Annotated in this window: 9 protein-coding genes; all 9 read left to right on the top strand. The window is 43.2% G+C overall.

The window, feature by feature from the left end; genetic code table 11:
• Window positions 1-28 precede the first annotated feature (28 nt).
• Window positions 29-1066 carry a hypothetical protein gene (locus ACY1JZ_RS02045; protein ID WP_462627848.1) on the top strand — a complete coding sequence of 346 codons (1038 nt, stop codon included), beginning with the start codon at window positions 29-31 and terminating at the stop codon, window positions 1064-1066.
• 279 nt (window positions 1067-1345) lie between these two features.
• Window positions 1346-2245: an ABC transporter permease gene (locus ACY1JZ_RS02040; protein ID WP_270168450.1), complete on the top strand. Its 900-nt coding sequence runs from the start codon at window positions 1346-1348 to the stop codon at window positions 2243-2245.
• A gap of 20 nt (window positions 2246-2265) precedes the next feature.
• Window positions 2266-3147 (top strand): carbohydrate ABC transporter permease, encoded by an 882-nt coding sequence (locus ACY1JZ_RS02035; protein WP_270168452.1) that lies wholly within the window; start codon window positions 2266-2268, stop codon window positions 3145-3147.
• Window positions 3148-3163: 16 nt separating this feature from the next.
• Entirely contained in the window at window positions 3164-4459 is a 1296-nt protein-coding gene (locus tag ACY1JZ_RS02030) for an MGH1-like glycoside hydrolase domain-containing protein (RefSeq protein ID WP_270168455.1), read from the top strand.
• 81 nt (window positions 4460-4540) lie between these two features.
• Window positions 4541-6232, top strand: a complete 1692-nt coding sequence (locus tag ACY1JZ_RS02025) for a sensor histidine kinase (RefSeq protein ID WP_270168457.1) — start codon at window positions 4541-4543, stop codon at window positions 6230-6232.
• 4 nt (window positions 6233-6236) lie between these two features.
• On the top strand, window positions 6237-7865 hold the full coding sequence (locus ACY1JZ_RS02020) for a response regulator transcription factor (RefSeq protein WP_462627847.1): 1629 nt from the start codon (window positions 6237-6239) through the stop codon (window positions 7863-7865).
• Window positions 7866-7967: 102 nt separating this feature from the next.
• Window positions 7968-9674 carry an extracellular solute-binding protein gene (locus ACY1JZ_RS02015; protein WP_462627846.1) on the top strand — a complete coding sequence of 569 codons (1707 nt, stop codon included), beginning with the start codon at window positions 7968-7970 and terminating at the stop codon, window positions 9672-9674.
• A 64-nt stretch (window positions 9675-9738) separates the two neighbouring features.
• Window positions 9739-12126: an alpha-L-rhamnosidase-related protein gene (locus ACY1JZ_RS02010; protein WP_462627845.1), complete on the top strand. Its 2388-nt coding sequence runs from the start codon at window positions 9739-9741 to the stop codon at window positions 12124-12126.
• A 52-nt stretch (window positions 12127-12178) separates the two neighbouring features.
• Window positions 12179-18007, top strand: a complete 5829-nt coding sequence (locus ACY1JZ_RS02005; protein WP_462627844.1) for an S-layer homology domain-containing protein — start codon at window positions 12179-12181, stop codon at window positions 18005-18007.
• Window positions 18008-18050: the final 43 nt, after the last annotated feature.

Below are 18050 nucleotides of genomic sequence, written 5' to 3'. Positions count from 1 at the left end.
AATAAATTTAGTTTAGGAGAACTATTTTATGGAGAAAATTGTTTCTCTGGATACCTTTCAACCATTCGACGGAATGATAAAAATGTTTCCTCATCATAACTTTCCTTATTTCAATTGCGACTACAATTTGCTATTAACACTTGCAAATTATTTCAAAAAAGATGAGCTGCCGATTTTGAATAATGTCATAAGTATATATAGATTTGATAAACAAAAAATAAATACAAGAGGCTATTTCAAGTTAGAGGTGTTGGATCTTGAGGATGGAGATAAGATACTGGAGGAAATGGGGATCTCGATTCGTAGAAAAGCTCCTGCATTAGATACGTTACAAGACGAGATACTCAACTCTATTTCGAGTGGTCATCCGATCTCGATTTTTATTGATTTATTTTATCAACGGGGGAGAGACTTTTACTATAACAAAAAACATGGACTGCATCCTGTTTTTGTCTATGGCTTTAATCTGACTACCGAGGAAATATATACGGTGGATGATATTAAAGAATATCGACAATATTCTGTACCATTTTCAGAATTTAAATTGTCATGCTTGAGCTCGGAGCACGTGAAAATGCCAGACTACTTTTGGGAATATGCGCTCGTGTCTCCCTCTGATCAGGATATCTTGAACCATGAGGAGCTAGCACAAACAAACATCAATAAATTTGTAGAGAATATGTTCAGGTATCAAAATGAAATAACGGAAAGCTTGAATAATATATTGTTGCTGGCAGAACATTTCGAGCTCCTTATAACAAATGAAACGATTATAGAAACACTAAGCAGTACGATTTATAGAAAATGCTCTGAGAAATACAGGTTAACTATTCTCTATCAGTACAACATTGATCATATCCATGCAAAACATACGATGGACTCGTTATTGGATCAAATTATTAATGACTGGAAGACCGTAAGAATCTATTCGAATAAAGCCATCATGTCCAACACGTTCACTGGGGAAATCATAGACAAGTGCATTCGTTTAATAACAAAAATATATAGGAATGAAGTGGATTTTCATCATCAATTTTATTCCATGTTACAGGCTGCCAGATTGTAAAGCTGAACCAGCAATAGGAGTCAGGTAATCACATGTAATAGTGCTAGAAATGAGCCGCATCAACAGGCATACTGTTCATGCGGCTTTTTATTGTATAAAAACCGCCGCGGAACAGAGAAGTCGCCCCCGATTCGCCCGATTTTGACGCCAATCCGTGGGCTTCTTTTAAGAGAGCGAATATTGAACAAGAGAGTATAATGACTGCAACAAAGTACCGTAGTACTGATAATTGCTCTGTTCTATGATTAGAGAAAGATAATTAGAGATGAGGGAGCAAGGATGGAATTTCATAAGCTTTTAAGAAATTGGCCGCTACACTTGATGCTGATTCCGGGAATTATTTTGGTGTTTTTCTTTAGTTATGTTCCGCTTGCGGGAGTCGTAATGGCGTTTCAGAAATTCATGCCCAATAAAGGCTGGTTCGGTTCGGAATGGATCGGATGGCAGAATTTTAGATATATGTTGGAGTTGCCGGACATAGGTAGAATCGTGCGTAACACGCTCTATATTTCAAGCATGAAAATCGTAATCGGACAAATTATTCCGATCGTTATTGCCATTTTATTAAATGAGATTAAAAACGCCCTTGTGAAGAAGGGTGTGCAGACACTGATTTATTTGCCTCACTTTTTGTCCTGGGTACTGCTTGGCGGAATTCTGATTGATATATTGTCAACAGACGGTGGTTTGGTTAATCAATTCCTCGGAATATTTGGCATTGATCCAATCTTTTTTTTGGGAAGCAACGATTGGTTTCCTTTTGTCCTGGTTTTTTCTGACGTGTGGAAGGAATTCGGATTCTCTACCATTATCTATTTGGCAGCCATAACGTCTATCGATCCCGCTTTGTATGAAGCGGCATATGTCGATGGTGCAGGGAAGTTTAAGCAAGCGATTCATGTGACACTCACCGGCATGGCTCCAATTATTATCCTGGTTGCGACATTATCGCTTGGAAATGTTCTAAATGCCGGTTTTGAACAGGTGTTCAATTTATATAGTCCTCAAGTTTATGAATCGGGAGATATCATTGATACACGAGTATATCGAATTGGCTTGGTCGATGTGCAATATGGCCTTGCTACAGCCGTTGGCTTGTTTAAATCATTCGTAAGCCTGATCTTGGTGGGAATATCCTATTGGTCAGCCTATCGATTTGCAAATTATCGTATATTCTAAACTGAGGAGGCAAACAAGGTATGGAATATCCTTCGTTTTCTAGGAAACTGTTTATCGCTTGTAATTATACTTTTCTAATCGCCCTTGCGATTATATGTATATTGCCCATCATTCATATTTTGGCATTATCACTTAGTTCTCCATCAGTAGCGGCAGCTGGCAGCGTTAGTTTAGTGCCGGTAGATTTCAATTTCAAAGCCTATAGCTATATCCTGAATAAAGCAGAGTTTATAAATGCATTTGGTATATCCGTAAAACGTTTGATATTGGGAACTGTACTATCCATGGCTTTAACGATTTTGACGGCTTATCCGCTATCTAAAGAATCAAATCGGTTTAAAAGCAGAAGTCTATATGCCTGGTTCTTTGTATTAACTATCTTTATTAGTGGGGGATTAATACCTTGGTATATGACCATTCGCTTCTACGGAATGCTGGATACGATTTGGGCATTAGTGCTTCCGGGAGCCGTCACTGTATTCAATGTCATCCTGCTTTTGAATTTCTTTCGGAATTTACCTAAGGAGCTGGAGGAGTCGGCATTTCTTGACGGCGCCGGACACCTGGTTATTATGATCCGTATCTTCATCCCCATCTCAATGCCAGCTATCGCTACTGTCTGTTTATTTACAATGGTTAATCATTGGAATTCATGGTTTGATGGGCTCATACTGATGAATAGGACTGAGAATTATCCTTTGCAAACCTATTTGCAAACTGTAGTGATGCAACAGGACTTTAGTGTAATGGCACAATCTGCTCTGACAGGAATGCAAGAAATATCGAATAGAACTGTTAAATCGGCACAAATCTTTTTGGGGTCTTTACCCATTCTGATCGTATATCCATTCTTACAGCGATACTTTGTTAAAGGGATTGTACTAGGTAGCGTAAAAGGCTAATAAGGAGTGCATAGTCATGGAAGATTTGTTTGAACAAAAAAAGCGAGTTAAGGATTTTGTATTAAAAGCAGGAAAAGACATGCTTCATGAGCCAACCGCCTATATAAAGCATCCATTTATTGTACCGGGATCGGTTTATGCTCACCATTTGTGGGATTGGGACTGTTTCTTTGCTGTAATGGCACTGCTTCAAGTGATTGAGGTGAAGCAACGTGAAGGTACACTGGAAATGGGCGAACGGGAATTGTACCTGAAGCATGCTCAAGGAAATGTTCTTAATTTTATAGATGCACAATTGGAGGATGGCTATATTCCAATTATGTTGTTCGCAGATTCGGATGCTGATAGCAGAGTTTTATATCGAAATGGCTGTCCCGTCAATATGCATAAACCCTGCTTGGCGCTCAATGCGGTGATGATCAGCAGATTTATGCAGGATTTTAACTGGTTAGAGTCTAAATACGAGAATTTCAAACGATACTATGAGTGTTATAAATCGGTGTATCGCTCTGAATCTGGTTTGTTCGTGTGGGCAGATGATGTTATGATTGGTGTTGATAATGATCCTTCTACCTTCGGCAGACCGCCCTACAGCTCAGCGAATCTCTATCTAAATTCATTTATGGTGAGAGAATTAAGGTCATTGGCTATTCTTTCGACTGAATTTGGTTATAATGAGGATGCTGCGTACTACGAAGCAGAAGCTGCTGCGCTATCCGACCTGATTCAAGAGGAATGTTGGGATACAAGAGAAGAGATTTATTATTCCGTGGATGTGAATTGTAAAACTCATCGAGCAAACCCCAGGGTCTCAGGTTATCATATGGGACTTGGCGTATTCTGGAGGACCGTTCCGATAAAAGTTCAATCTTGGTCCAGCTTCTTGCCTATGTGGGCAGGTATCCCTAATGAAAAGCAAGTGAAGTCGCTAGTAGAGAGACATATTCGAAATGAAGAAACCTTCTGGAGTGCAAACGGCGTTCGGAGCCTGTCCAAGCATGAAAAAATGTACACACTCGTAGCGACAGGAAATCCCTCCAATTGGTTAGGGCCAATCTGGCTCGTTACCCAATATGTTATTTTTGAGTCTTTAATACGTTACGGTTATCGTAATGAAGCCAATGAATTGATGGAGAAGGCCGTTAATCTACTATCAAACGATATAAAAACCAACCAGGACTTGCATGAATATTATAATCCAGAAACCGGGGCAGGCATTATAAATAAGGGGTTCTTTAATTGGAATTTGCTGGCCCTTAATATGATGAATGAAATAGATGGCTATCCTTCTCCTGCAGCTTTATTACCGTAGTCACCTATAAATTTGTGAATTAGACGCCGATTTCCGGTGTCTTTTTGCCTATCTCAGCCAATTATAGATGGGGGACAAAATATGCGGGTATTTCATTTTAAAAGTATTTATACAAAGGTATTGCTTTCACTATGCATTGTTATTATTCCTATTTTCATATTAAGCATCATTATAAATGATGTAGCAGCAAAACTCGTTAAAACACAAATATCGGATACCATGCAACAGAAAACCGATTATATGTTAAATTCTCTTGAATCGGAAATCGAGAGAATTCATCAGCTTCAAAAATATTTTATTAATGATATTGATTTGCTTGCATTAAACTTTAGAAATGAATATTTTACAAGCTACGAATGGACAAGCACAGTCAACCGACTGAATACTAAAGTTCAGTTGATCAATTCATCAAGCAAGTATGTGAAATCGACCTCTGTAATGATGACCACCATTAATCAGACCTTTTCCTCAAAGGATGGGATTATTCCGCTTGAACAGTCAGAGTACAGTAAAATTGTAGCGGCAATGAATCAAGGCATGTTTGTTGTGCCCGATGGGAATCGCGTATGGCTTCCCCTTGCTTATCCCACAATTAAAAAGCCCTATATTGTAATGGCTATTGAATTTGATCTGGATCAATTTCATAAAGACATGAGCTTGCTCGATAATAACACAGTGAGCACAACCTGGTTAATGGATGATAGCGGGAATTTACTGATCAATACGAATGACGCTGTATCTGTAAACGAGGAATGGAGGCAGCAGATTCAAGTCACAAATAGCAGTGAGCTTCATTTCGGTAACTATATCATCCATAAGCAGCACTCCTCCTTGTTAGGGTGGAGCATCATCACCATTTTTAATGAAAGATCCATCTGGACTCCGGTGGAGCTTCTGAATAGATGGTATTGGATCTTAGGCGCAGTCGCTGTCCTCTCCATTGTCATGTTTTCCTACTTTATCTATCGGCTAGTGCATCGGCCGATGAAACGCTTGCTACGGTTATTTAGAAAAGTAGAGGATGGTAATTTTCAATTAATGATTAATCATGACGAGAGTGACGAGTTTTCTTATATGTATTTTCAGTTCGATCATATGTTGGGCCAGATTGATCAGTTAATTAAGCAAAATTATGAAAAAAAAATTCACAATCAAAGAATGGAACTAAAGCATTTGCAATCGCAAATCAATCCTCATTTTCTATATAACAGCTTGTATGTGCTTTATCGCATGTCGCAGGAGGAAAATTACGAGGGCGTCACGGAAATGTCGAAGCACCTCGGCGATTACTTTAAATTTTTGACGCGAACCTCAGGAGATTTAATTTCCTTAAAGCAAGAAATTGAACACGCAAAAACTTATGCGGCTATACAACAAATCAGATTCGGAGAACGAATTCGATGTCGGTTTCATGTTGAAGGTGAGATTGAAGATTGGCAAGTGCCAAGGCTTATTATTCAGCCCTTGATTGAAAATGCCTATCAGCATGGGCACCGAAATACTTATGAAGATGGTACGATCGAGGTTGAAGTGACCGCAAGTAAAAAGGAAGTTCATATTTCAATTAGTGATAACGGTATTGGATTGAAGCAGGAGGAGCTTGATCAATGGGATTTAAGAAAAATGGCCAACATAGATGAAGGGAACGGAGACGGAATCTGGAATGTACATCGCAGAATTCAATTGATACTTGGTGATCAAAATGGATTAATGCTTCAAAACAATGAAGGCGGCGGGCTTTGTGTGAATATTACGTTACAGAGAAAGGATTAGTTAAATGCTGCATATACTGGTTGTCGATGACGAGCCGTTTATTGCGAATGGTGTTTCTCAACTGCTGAGTGAAAGAAGCGGGTTGGAAGCAAGGGTATGGAAGGCGTTATCCGCTAAACAAGCCATGGAGATTTTTGAACAAAATCGTATCGATCTTTTGATTACGGATATTCAAATGCCCGGTATGACGGGGATTGAGTTGGTTAACCGTGTCAAGCAACAGTGGAAACGTTGTAAAGTAATCTTTTTAACCGGATATTCTGATTATGAATATATGCATTTTGCGTTGCAGCAGCAAGTAGCGGAATATATGCTGAAACCAATTGAGGATGAGCAATTATTGGAGAAGGTTTTAACTGTTGTTAAGCAAATTCGGGATGAGTCAAATACTGTGGAATTGGCGCGAAGGGCAGAGCTTCAGCTCCAGCAAGCGAAGCCGCTGCTCATTCATGATTTGGTGGAGCAAATCCTCAGGAAGGAGCCTTATGCTTTAGCGCGACTAGATGAACAGTTCTCAAGTCTTCGATTGCAAATGACTGCGAAGGAGCCTGTACTGCTACTGCTTGGGAGAGTAGACTATTGGCCGGATGGATACATCGTTAGGGATCGATTGTTGATGGAATTCGCTATTAATAATATGATTGAGGAATTTTTAACATCAGATATTAAAATGTTGACTTGCACCCATGAAAGGTATCTCATTTGGATTTTTCAATCTGTCTCAAGCGAGTTTGTCGATCAGAAATTGTTTATTCAAATTAGCGAAATCATCGATGTTTTGCAGCAAGCGATACATGACTTGCTTCGCCTGAAAATTTCATTTATTATTTCACCCCATGTAATAGGCTGGGACGAGTTGTCTAACAGCTACGAACATATGGCAGCTGTATTGAAAAAAGGAATTGGGATGGAGCAAGAGATTATCATCGCGCATTCTGAACATGCCATGGACAAATCACAGACGCAGCTGACAGCGGCGGATCTGAATCAATCCATTCGAAAAATACTGACTAGTCTGGAAGCTATAGACGGAGAAGCACTGCAAAGTGAAGTTGCCCAATTTTTTGGAAATTATGCGAGATCGGTATTTGTAGATTATGGGCTGCAGATGGAGGCATTCTGTACATTATCATTAGCCATTATCCGCTATATGAATGAGAAAAATATTCGTTCGGAGGTCACAGAAAAACTGAACCTGGATTTACTCGTTAATTATAATCAGGTTGAGAATTTAGAAGCTTGGGAAAAATATTGTCAAGAATTATTTCGAGCCATCATAGAGATTGTCAAGCAAAAGGGAGAGGATCAGAAGTTTGAGATATCCGAGAAGGTGGATGCTTATATTGAATCACATCTCCATGGCGATCTCTCGTTGACGAATTTGGCCAAGCAGGTTCATTTGAGCTCCTCCTATTTATCCAGAATGTACTTTTCCGAGAGAGGATACCACTTATCTGATAAGATAACGGAACTAAAGGTTGTGAAAGCCAAGCAACTTTTAGAGGAAGGGACGTTAAAAATATATGAAATTGCATTATCGTTGGGGTTTGATAATATTCCCTACTTCTCTAGGTTCTTCAAAAAAAGAGTGGGAATAACCCCTCAGGAGTACAAAGAAAACAACAGAATATAACATTGACAATACTTTCGCGTAGTTGGGCATTAACTTGAAAGTTATGATATAGACAAGAGTAAATGCTCTTTTAAAATGCTTATCTTGAAAGGGGAAGTTAAGTTGATTAAAAGAAAGATAGCAGTTCCAAGTGTTCTCTTGGCAACAGTATTGTCTGTCACATTGTTAAGCGCTTGCACTGGAACAAACAATGGCTCAGACAACAACAGTCCAGCACAGACGAGTACAGCCGCAGCCAATGAAACTAAAAGCAATAAGGAGAATGGTCCGCTCACCAAATATAGTGAGCCGATCGAACTGACAACAGGAAGAATTATTTATGACTCCAGTTGGAAGTTTGATCAAGGGAAATCGATTGATAACAACTTCTGGTATGATATCTATCGTGATGAACTTAATATTAATGTGAAAAATACCTGGGTTGTTAATGGCGGAGATAGCGGCGCAGCCAAAATTAACACCTCAATTGCAAGCGGTGATATTCCGGATCTATTGCGTGTGGATGCTTCCCAGCTTAAAACCCTGGTAGAGGCGGATATGCTTGAGGATCTAACAACAGTGTACGACCAATTTGCAAGCGAATACACAAAAAAACAACTATCCAGCGATGGTGGGGATTCACTGAGTTCCGCTACATTTGGCGGTAAGCTGTATGGAATTCCGGAGACAGGAAGCCCGTATGACGGCGTTCCTCTGTTATGGATCAGAACAGACTGGTTAGAGAAGTTGTCGCTTAAAGAGCCGACGAATATTGAAGAACTGCTGGCGGTGGCGAAAGCTTTCGTGGAACAGGACCCAGATGGCAATAACACCAAAGACACATACGGTATCGCAGCGTTTAAGGATATTGTTGCAATCGGCAATCCTGCCAGTCTTGAAGGCTTCTTTAATGGCTACCACGCTTACCCGCAACATTGGATTGAAAATGAACAAGGCGAAATTGTATACGGAAGCACGCAGCCTGAGATGAAGAACGCATTGGCAAAGCTTGCTCAACTTTATAAAGAAGGTATTCTGGATAAAGAATTTGGAGTCAATGATCTTGGCAAGGTGGCAGAATCGATAGCCGCGGGCAAAATCGGTATTATGTACGGACCGCAATGGACATCAAACTGGCCGCTTCAGGATTTGAAAAATAATCAGCCTGATGCAGATTGGAAACAGCTTGCTGTGCTTTCTGCAGATGCGACGCCTGCCAGCGCACAAGTCGGATTCTCAACAGGTTCTTACTATGTGGTGAAGAAGGGCTATAAACACCCGGAGGCTGCCATTAAACTGCTGAATATCATTCTCGAGAAGAAATATGAAGCCAATTCTGATCCGGAGCTATTCAATAGAGATATTGATGGAAGTCCGGTCGAGGTTTGGAAATATGCTGCCGTCTTCCCAGGCGGAGATCCTATGAAGAATATTGTTGCTTACCATAATGTATCTGCCGCGGTGGAAACTAATGATCCTTCATCTCTCAATTCGGAGGAGCGCATTTATTACGACAATATCGTTAAATACAAAAACGGCGACAATACTGGCTTTGGATTGGCAAAAATATTTGGCGAAAATGGCTCCTTTGCTGTAATCGAAAATGCATACATTAAACAAAAACGTGAGAAAACAACCAAATTCTTTGGAGCACCGACGGCAACAATGGTCGATAAGCAAGCGACACTGAAGCAATTGGAGCAAGAAGTATTTACAAAAATTATTCTTGGTAATGAACCTGTAGATGCTTTTGACTCCTTCGTTGAACAATGGAATAAAATTGGCGGAGAGCAAATTACAAAAGAAGTAAACGAGTGGGCCAAACAATAAGTGTTAAATAAAGGAAGGAGAAATCCTTCCTTTTTTATGACTGGTGTTGAGGAGAGTGTGAGCGATGTCTCGTGCAAATGTTGGAGACGCACAATGGATTTGGATACATGATAAACAATTATTAAAAGAAAATCGGCAGCATGAACACATCTATTTTCGCAAAAGCTTTGTGCTGGACCATACAGAAGATCTGGTATTGCACATTAAGGTTTCTGCAGATAGCAGATATCGGTTATATGTGAATGGCTACAAGGTATCGCAAGGCCCCAGCAAGGGGGACAATCATACCCATTATTACGAAGAAGTAGATTGCACCCCGTATCTGTGCAAAGGTCGAAATGTTATAGCTGCCAAAGTCATTCATTATGATGCTTTGAATCCATTTGTTGTGGGTAAGGGAGGGCCGGTATCTGTCTGGAGGGCGAGCAGCGGAGGATTTCTGCTATCAGGCGAAGTTCTGGACAGCGAAAGCAATTCAATCATAAAGCTGCATACAGATGACAGCTGGTTATGTCTTCAAGAAACGGCGATCACCTACGAAGTATCCTATATGGAGACAGGGTATCTAGGCGGACTGGAACGAGTGGATGGTCAAAAGCTCGCATATGGCTGGAATACAATCGAATATGATGATTCGGATTGGGAGCGGGGCGTAAAGGTTAGCGATAATGAAGATGTCAACTATGGACAGTTAATGCCGTGGAATCTAACACCGCGCAATATCCCGCAGCTCTATGAAAAGGATTGTACGTATAAACAGGCGACCAAAATAAATGGGCGAATCGTTAATGCGCCGGAAGGTTCGACCTATATTGAAAAGCCATTTACCATTGGGCCGAACCAAATCTTTAAAATTGAATTTGATGCCGGCGAATTGACAACCGGTTATCCAGTGCTGGTGTTGATCCATGGAAAAAAGGCGAAGGTGAAGCTGCTCTACGCCGAATGCTACGAAAAAAGAGACCCGGTTACCGGAGTTCGCGTGAAGGAACTAAGAAATGATGCGACAGGTGAGTTGTTTGGGGAATATGATCTGTACGAAACCGGCGGATTTGGCTCAGCTGATTATCCTGAAATTTACGAACCGTTCTTGTTTAGAACCTTTCGTTATCTTTTATTGGAAATCGAAACGGCTGAGGAGGAGCTGACCGTCCAATCCATTTCTTACAAAGAAACCGGTTATCCATTAGAAATAAGGTCTAGTTTCTCTAGCTCCGATGACAGCTTGCAGCCATTGTGGAACATTAGCATTAACACTCTAAAGCGTTGCATGCATGAAACCTATGAGGATTGTCCTTATTATGAGCAACTGCAGTATGCCATGGACACCAGGCTTCAGGCCTTATTCACCTACCAATTAAGCGGCGATGACCGATTGGCGCGAAAAGCGATTTTTGACTTTCATAGCTCTAGGCTGCCTAACGGCATGCTGCAGAGCAGATATCCGTCAGTATTACCTCAAGTAATTCCGGGTTTTTCATTACATTGGATCATGATGGTGCACGATCATTATCAGTACTTCGGGGATTTGTCTCTCGTTAGAACGTATTTGCCAACCATCGATGGCGTTCTGGAATGGTTCAATCAGAGGCTGGAAACGAATGGCCTTCTGGGCGAAATGCCGTCACAATATTGGTCGTTCGTCGATTGGGTTGACGAATGGAGGGAGGAGCGGGGGGTTCCAACGGCTTCGAAGTATGGCAGTATAACCATTTACAATTTGATGTATGCCGCAGTTTTGAAGCTGGCATCCGAATTGCAAGACGCATCAGGTCGAAGAGATACCGGAGATGAATACAGAGTGCGTGCTGAGGCATTGCTTCAAGCAGTCAATAGGACAAGTTACTCCGAAAACTCGGGGCTGTATCGCGATGGTCCGCAGGTAGAGCTGTATAGTCAGCATGCGCAGATCTGGGCGGTTCTGGCAGGAGCTGTTCAGGGAGAAGCTGCCGCACAATTAATGGAGCGCGTGCTATCGGATCATTCACTAGCCAAGGTATCTTACGCGATGTCCTTCTTCTTGTTCCGGGCATTGGAGGAGACCGGTGCCTATGACCGATCCTTCTCGCTGTGGGATACGTGGAGAGATTTGGCTGCACTTGGGCTGACGTCATGGGTTGAGGATCCGGTAAGTCAACGAAGCGATTGTCATGCTTGGGGCGCTGTGCCGATCTATGAATTTACTGCGAATATATTGGGCGTGAAGCCTGCATCTCCAGGCTCAACCCGTATTAGAATAGCTCCGCAGCCCGGTCATCTTAAGCGCGCGGCGGGAGAAGTAGCTGTTCGAAATGGAATTGTACGTATATCCTGGGAAATCAATGAACAGAATCAATTTGCATTAACCGTTTCATCACGAATTGATGCTCAGTTCGAAATAACCCTTCCGGATCACACCCTGCATATCGTTCGAGCGGGAAAAAACCTTCATTTTCTATGTCCCTTGACATAGCTTGAGCAGCATCGACTTGAGAACGATTACTTTATACACTGGAGGAGAAAAAATGAAACGTTTCTTATCGGGGTGGCTTTGCTTGAGTCTATTCATTTCATTGATTACCGTCTTTCCACCAATGGTCAAGGCAAATGAATTGCAAGTCACATCCGGCTCAGACGTATTCGAGCCGGTGGAGACAGCAACGGTTGAGAGTGTAGATGGGATTCCGACCCTGCATGTGAATGGAGAACCCCGTCCGTTAATTGGATGGTTTCAGTGGGGCTGGTATCCGAGGTCGACGGAGTCCGCTGCTAACGCCGGCATTCACATTTATCAGCCCCGCCATTCAACAGGCTATCCAACGCTTGAGGTATGGCTGCCGGAAATGGAGAGGATCGTACAAGAAGATCCTGACGCCTATTTCCTTCCGATTCTATGGATCGGATCGGATACGCCTTATGGTTTCTCACGCGCCAACAGCAAGGAGGTTAACGTAGATACCGGGGCTTCTTGGGGAGCAAATTCCTATGGATCGGATGAGTGGAAGAATCGCGCAGAGCTGTTTTTAAGAGAACAAATTCGTCGTTACGAGGCAAGTCCTGTAGGGGACCGTATTCTCGGTTATACGCTGAGTGCCGGAAGCACAGGGGAATGGTTCAATGTAGATACATGGAGCAATCGAGACTTTGATCGCAGTCTGGGGAATCTGTCTAATTTCCGGCATTGGTTGAAAGCGGCTTATTCCTCCGATATAAGCAAGCTTAGAGAAGCCTGGGGAGATGAGAAGGCGACCTTCGAAACCGTTGAAATTCCAGCCAAGGTTACTGGCACGCCTTTTCTGAATCCATCCGAGCATCGCGCCGCTGTTGACTATGTGGAATATCAGAACGGCCAAATATCCCGATTTGCCACAGCTCTGTCCAGTGTTGTCAAAGATGAAGTTAACGGCAATAAGCTGGTCGCCATTTATAGCGGCTATACGCTCGCCTTCGGTCAATACGGTCCGTTATCAGGTGAACTCGATATTAATACATTGTTAAATAGCCCGGATATTGATCTCATATACTCACCGATGGACTATACGAATCGCGATCTGGAGCAAGGATTCTCAAGCGTCCATGGAGCAATGGATTCAGCCAAGCTGCACGGCAAGCTCTATGTGGCTGAAGACGATTATGCGACGCATATGGGAACCGATACGCATGGAGCGCCCCCTTTGACCAATAGTGTAGAGGGATCGTTGGCTTTGCTCTGGAGAAACTTCGGTTTGTCGCTTACCAAATCATACGGTCAGCATTGGTATGATGATGCCGGCTACGGCGGATTCAACAATGCTCGGATGATGAATGAGATTCACAAGATGAATCAGTTGGCAGAAGCATCCATTCAGCTTCCGCGTCAATCCGGAGCGGAAATTGCGCTGGTGGTGGATGAATTCTCTCAGATGATCCAATCCTCGTCCGGCTCACACGTGAACGAAAGATTGCGACTTGTTCGAAATGAGCTTTCGCAGACGGGAGCCCCTTACGACATTATTCTTCTGTCTGACGTACTGGAAGGGAGAGCGGATGATTACAAGCTTTATATTTTCGCGAATGCGTATGCATTGGATGATAACCAAAGAACCCAATTAACACAATGGGATCCAACAAACAAGACGTTGGTGTGGTTATACGCAGCAGGTTATTGGAAAAGAGATCAAAACGGAACAGATTCCCGTCAAGCGTCACATATGGAAGAAGTAACAGGTCTTTCATTAACGGAAGCCGGCTCTCAAGCCTTTACAATAGGAGCTGTTGATGCAGCGTCCGAGCCGTTGCTGCATGGTATAGCTCCGGGTACGAGTCTGGGCGGATCTGCATCGGCGATACCGCTATTTGTGGCAGATGAGTCGGAAGGGGTCACGGTATTGGGCCGTTCGGGCCTGTATGTTACTGCCGCATATAAAGAACATTCGGGTGGGAGCAACGTTTGGCTGGGTTCGCCTTCGATTTCGTCTGTTCAGTTTTATCGCAATTTAGCTGAACAAGCAGATGTGCATGTATACTCTCATAGCGGCAAACAGGTGAATGCGAATGAATCATTTACCGTGGTCACTTTCCCTAATGCGGTTACAGATCGCATATATTTCCGAGATGCGCAACCAAAATACGATATAACGAATAATCGCGTCGTTGTTCCGAATGCGGATGGCAGTTTGGAAGTGTCATCGACAGGGCCGCAGACTTTTGTTTTCTATAATGGGAATGCTGATGATTTGCAGCTGGGCGGCGGCAACAAGGATACAATATTGGATCATCTGGTGATTCGTTTATCAGGCGAGACGCTGCAACATCAGAAGCTGGAATCTGATGAGAATAGACAACTGGAGCTGATAACCGGGGGTCATATCACATTGGATGTGACGGGGATTACACCCGAAGGTTTTTACTTCTATAAAGACGAGATGGATTCGATTCCACAGTGGTCAAGTAGCGACGAAAGCGTCGCTGTTATAGACGGGAATGGTCAATTGTCCACCCTCGCTCCAGGTCAAACGGTTATTACGGCCACTGTAGGGGCTATTAGTGCCACGATGGAAATTACTGTGAAGCAGCCGTATGTACAGTCGTTGCTGACTTTGTTGGATACTGCAACATGGAGTACATGGTCGAATAGGAATGGTTGGCATCCGTTTGAGCTTGGGACAGGGAATGAATATGGGACTGCCAACCTCATGGCAGAGGTTGAATCTGAGGATGGAGAGACGTATCACGGGGTGTATCGCTATGAACCGCTTCAATCCAGTGAACAAGTGGGGAGTGCAGTTGGTTCTGTTCTGGTTCCGAATAAAGCGGGAGTTAAAGTCATTGCTACCTTGAAATATCCTGCCGGAACGCCGGAAGGAACGTACAACTCCGTTATATTGGAATCTTATAGAGCGGGCACGGCTAACAATTTATTTGTAGTACAGAAGGATTTGGCAGTCAACGGAAACGGAACTTCCATTGAAGCAGACCTTTCACCATATGTGGGACAGTATATTCGCCTAGATGTTAACGTAAGACATAAATCCGCAACAGACGTTGAATCCGCCAAAGTAGATCTGGTTGAATTTAAGTTCGTCTATGATGATGAAGAGGCAGAAAAACGAACAAACGGATTAACTTTTGCATCGGCCAACACATTTGTGAAACTTGGAGCCACAGAAAAGCTGTCTGTATTGCAAACTTACAGCGATGGCAGTCGTGAAGACTGGACACCAGGTGCGGGCGCCTATTTTTACACAGATCGTCCTGATTTAGTTGCTATTGATGAACAGGGACAAATTGAAGCTTTGGGTTATGGAACGGCAACGATCACCTTGGCAACAAATGAGGCCGTGGCCCGTGCTTATGTGCATGTAATCGATGACGATTATGACTACCAAGATTTGCTTTCCACTTATGCAGAGGAGGGGGAATGGTCAATTGAACCTACTTATGAAAGTTTTGAATTCGGAACCCCTACAGCCTACGGATCAGCGATCCAACCTGAATCAGTAATAATGGAGGATGGACATTCCTATAATAGACCGATTATATTTAGCGGCAGCGCGGATGGAACAGGGATAAATGGACGCCTTAACTTGAAAATCCCCGATGCTTCACAGGTGCATTTGATCGGTAAAGTTGGATTTACAAAAGATGAAGTGAATGAGCAGAAGAACGCTGTTTTCTATATGCGTACCTGGCACAAAACGTCGAATGGTCAGAGTCCATTCTATAATTCCTACTCTATTGACTATGATGGAGAGCTTACGACCTTTGAAATCGACGTTTCTGCTTTTCGCGGACAAACGTTGCCAACTACCGATATTTATGTTCAAAAAGCAGACGGGAGTGTGCTTGAGGTTGGTTTGGTCGAGCTGCAATTCCGTGTAAGTAATCCAGTTGCCATTAAACCTGCGGCAATTGTTGCAGATCAAGCGTATTCGGTCCTGAAAATCGATGAAGAAAGCACATTGTCGGTGAGGGAGTTGACAGACAGCGGCTTTTATCGGTCTCCATCCCTGCCGGTGACATGGAGCACCGAGCAATCTGAAGTCATTTCGGTAAATGCATCTGGAGGAATACGAGGAATGAAGCCGGGAGTGGCAATCGTCACGGCGGATATGGGACCGCACAGGTCGCAGATGATTGTCGAGGTTCGTCCGCAAGGGATGAACACCGGTCAGGCTGCGGACCCTTATCGTTGGACGAGTCTTAAGAGACTGCCTCAATTCTCCATTAAGGAAGCGGACATTCCTTATTTCTACGTGGGTTTGCATCTGAGAGAGCCGGTTATGTCGGCGCCAGTGGTTACGACTCCCGTCGAACCTGTATCGACTCAAGCCTCGACGTATAACATATCGGGCAATGCTGCTCCCGGTGCGCGCGTTCAGTTGTGGAACGATCGCAATGGCAATGGATGGTTAGACGATTCGGATACGTTAGTGGCTGAAGGGAAACGATCAGAAAGTGAAACCGAATTTCGAATTCCAGTATCATTCGCTACGGCAGGCAAATATCAATTCCTTGTCACTGGAGCCAACGACCTCGGAGAGCGGAGCTCCGAAACAGTTGTACCGGTGATTCAGTTCAAACCTTCACCTCCTTATAATGGGGGAACGGTTATTGTGCCGGAAACAAGCGTCAGCAGTGAAGAGACTGGATCTGAGACAGGATCGTATGCTTCTGAAGAGCTGAGGAATGTGGATAATAAGCCGACATTGCAGGTGAGGCTCCATGCCAATCAGATATTGCGTCAATTTGCGCAGAAGGAGCATTCGATTGTTAATGTCAGGCTGGCTAATGAAAACAGAACAATCATTGAAGGATTAACAGCATCTGACTTGAAGCAGATGGACGAAAGCTCGGGCCTCCTGAATATTCAGACAACCGATTATATTGTTCCAATAAAAGCGGGAAGCTTTGATCTGGAGAAGATAGCAGCCTTGTTGAATGGAGCAGCCATGTCTGATGTAAAGATGCAGATCAAGCTGGAGCAATGGACTCCTGAGAACATGGATAAAGTGAAAAAATCTCTATCGAACAAGGGATATGTCTGGAGAGCAAATACATTCACTGTAAAGGTGAGCTTTAGCTTCAACGATCAATCCATCGACGCGATCTTCAAATCAGGCAACCATCTTGATATTCTGTTGGGCTTAACAGATGACGAGAGGATGGCTGCAACAGGAGTGGCTGTTTATCCGAGCGGAGATGTGTATCCGATTCCAACATCTATTGAAGAGGTTGATGGCAAGGTTTACGCTCTACTTCATAATTTCGCACCGCATGACGGGTACGGAGTAATCTCATATGCCAAGCAGTTCAACGATATGAACGGGCATTGGGGAAAAGGAGAAGTGGAGGAGCTTGCCTCGAGACTTGTTGTCTTGGGTGTAAGCGATACAAACTTTGAGCCCAAGCGTGAAATTAAAAGAAAAGAGTATACGGCGTTAATGATCCGTGGACTTGGATTAATGCAGTCGGGAGTAAAAGCGAGTTCATTCAACGATGTGGAAGCTGGGTCCTGGGAGAGTATGCCGATTGAGCTGGCATACGAAGCCGGCATCGTTTCAGGCTTTCATAACGGTTCGTTCAAAGGTGACCAAGGATTAACTCGTGAGCAAGGAATCGTTATGGCTGCGAATGCAATCCGTTTCGTGCTTGGAGATCAGCAGACAGAATGGACGCAACAGGAGGAGGACGTTCTTCTATCTACATTCAAGGATGAGGATCAGATTGCTGATTGGGCAAGAGGTGCATTTGTTTTACTTATTAAGGAGGGCATCCTGAAAGGCAACGGTGACGGCGAGCTACTGCCAGACAAGCTAATGAATCGCGCCGAAGCATCAGCCCTTGTATTGCGTATTATCAAGCATTTCGCCTAAACTCCAAGATTGAAATCGTATATCGATAAAACTGCTCAAGGGA

It is taken from the genome of Paenibacillus sp. J5, assembly GCF_054955055.1.
Note: the sequence above shows the minus strand (reverse complement) of the source record. Positions and strands in the feature narration are given on the sequence as shown.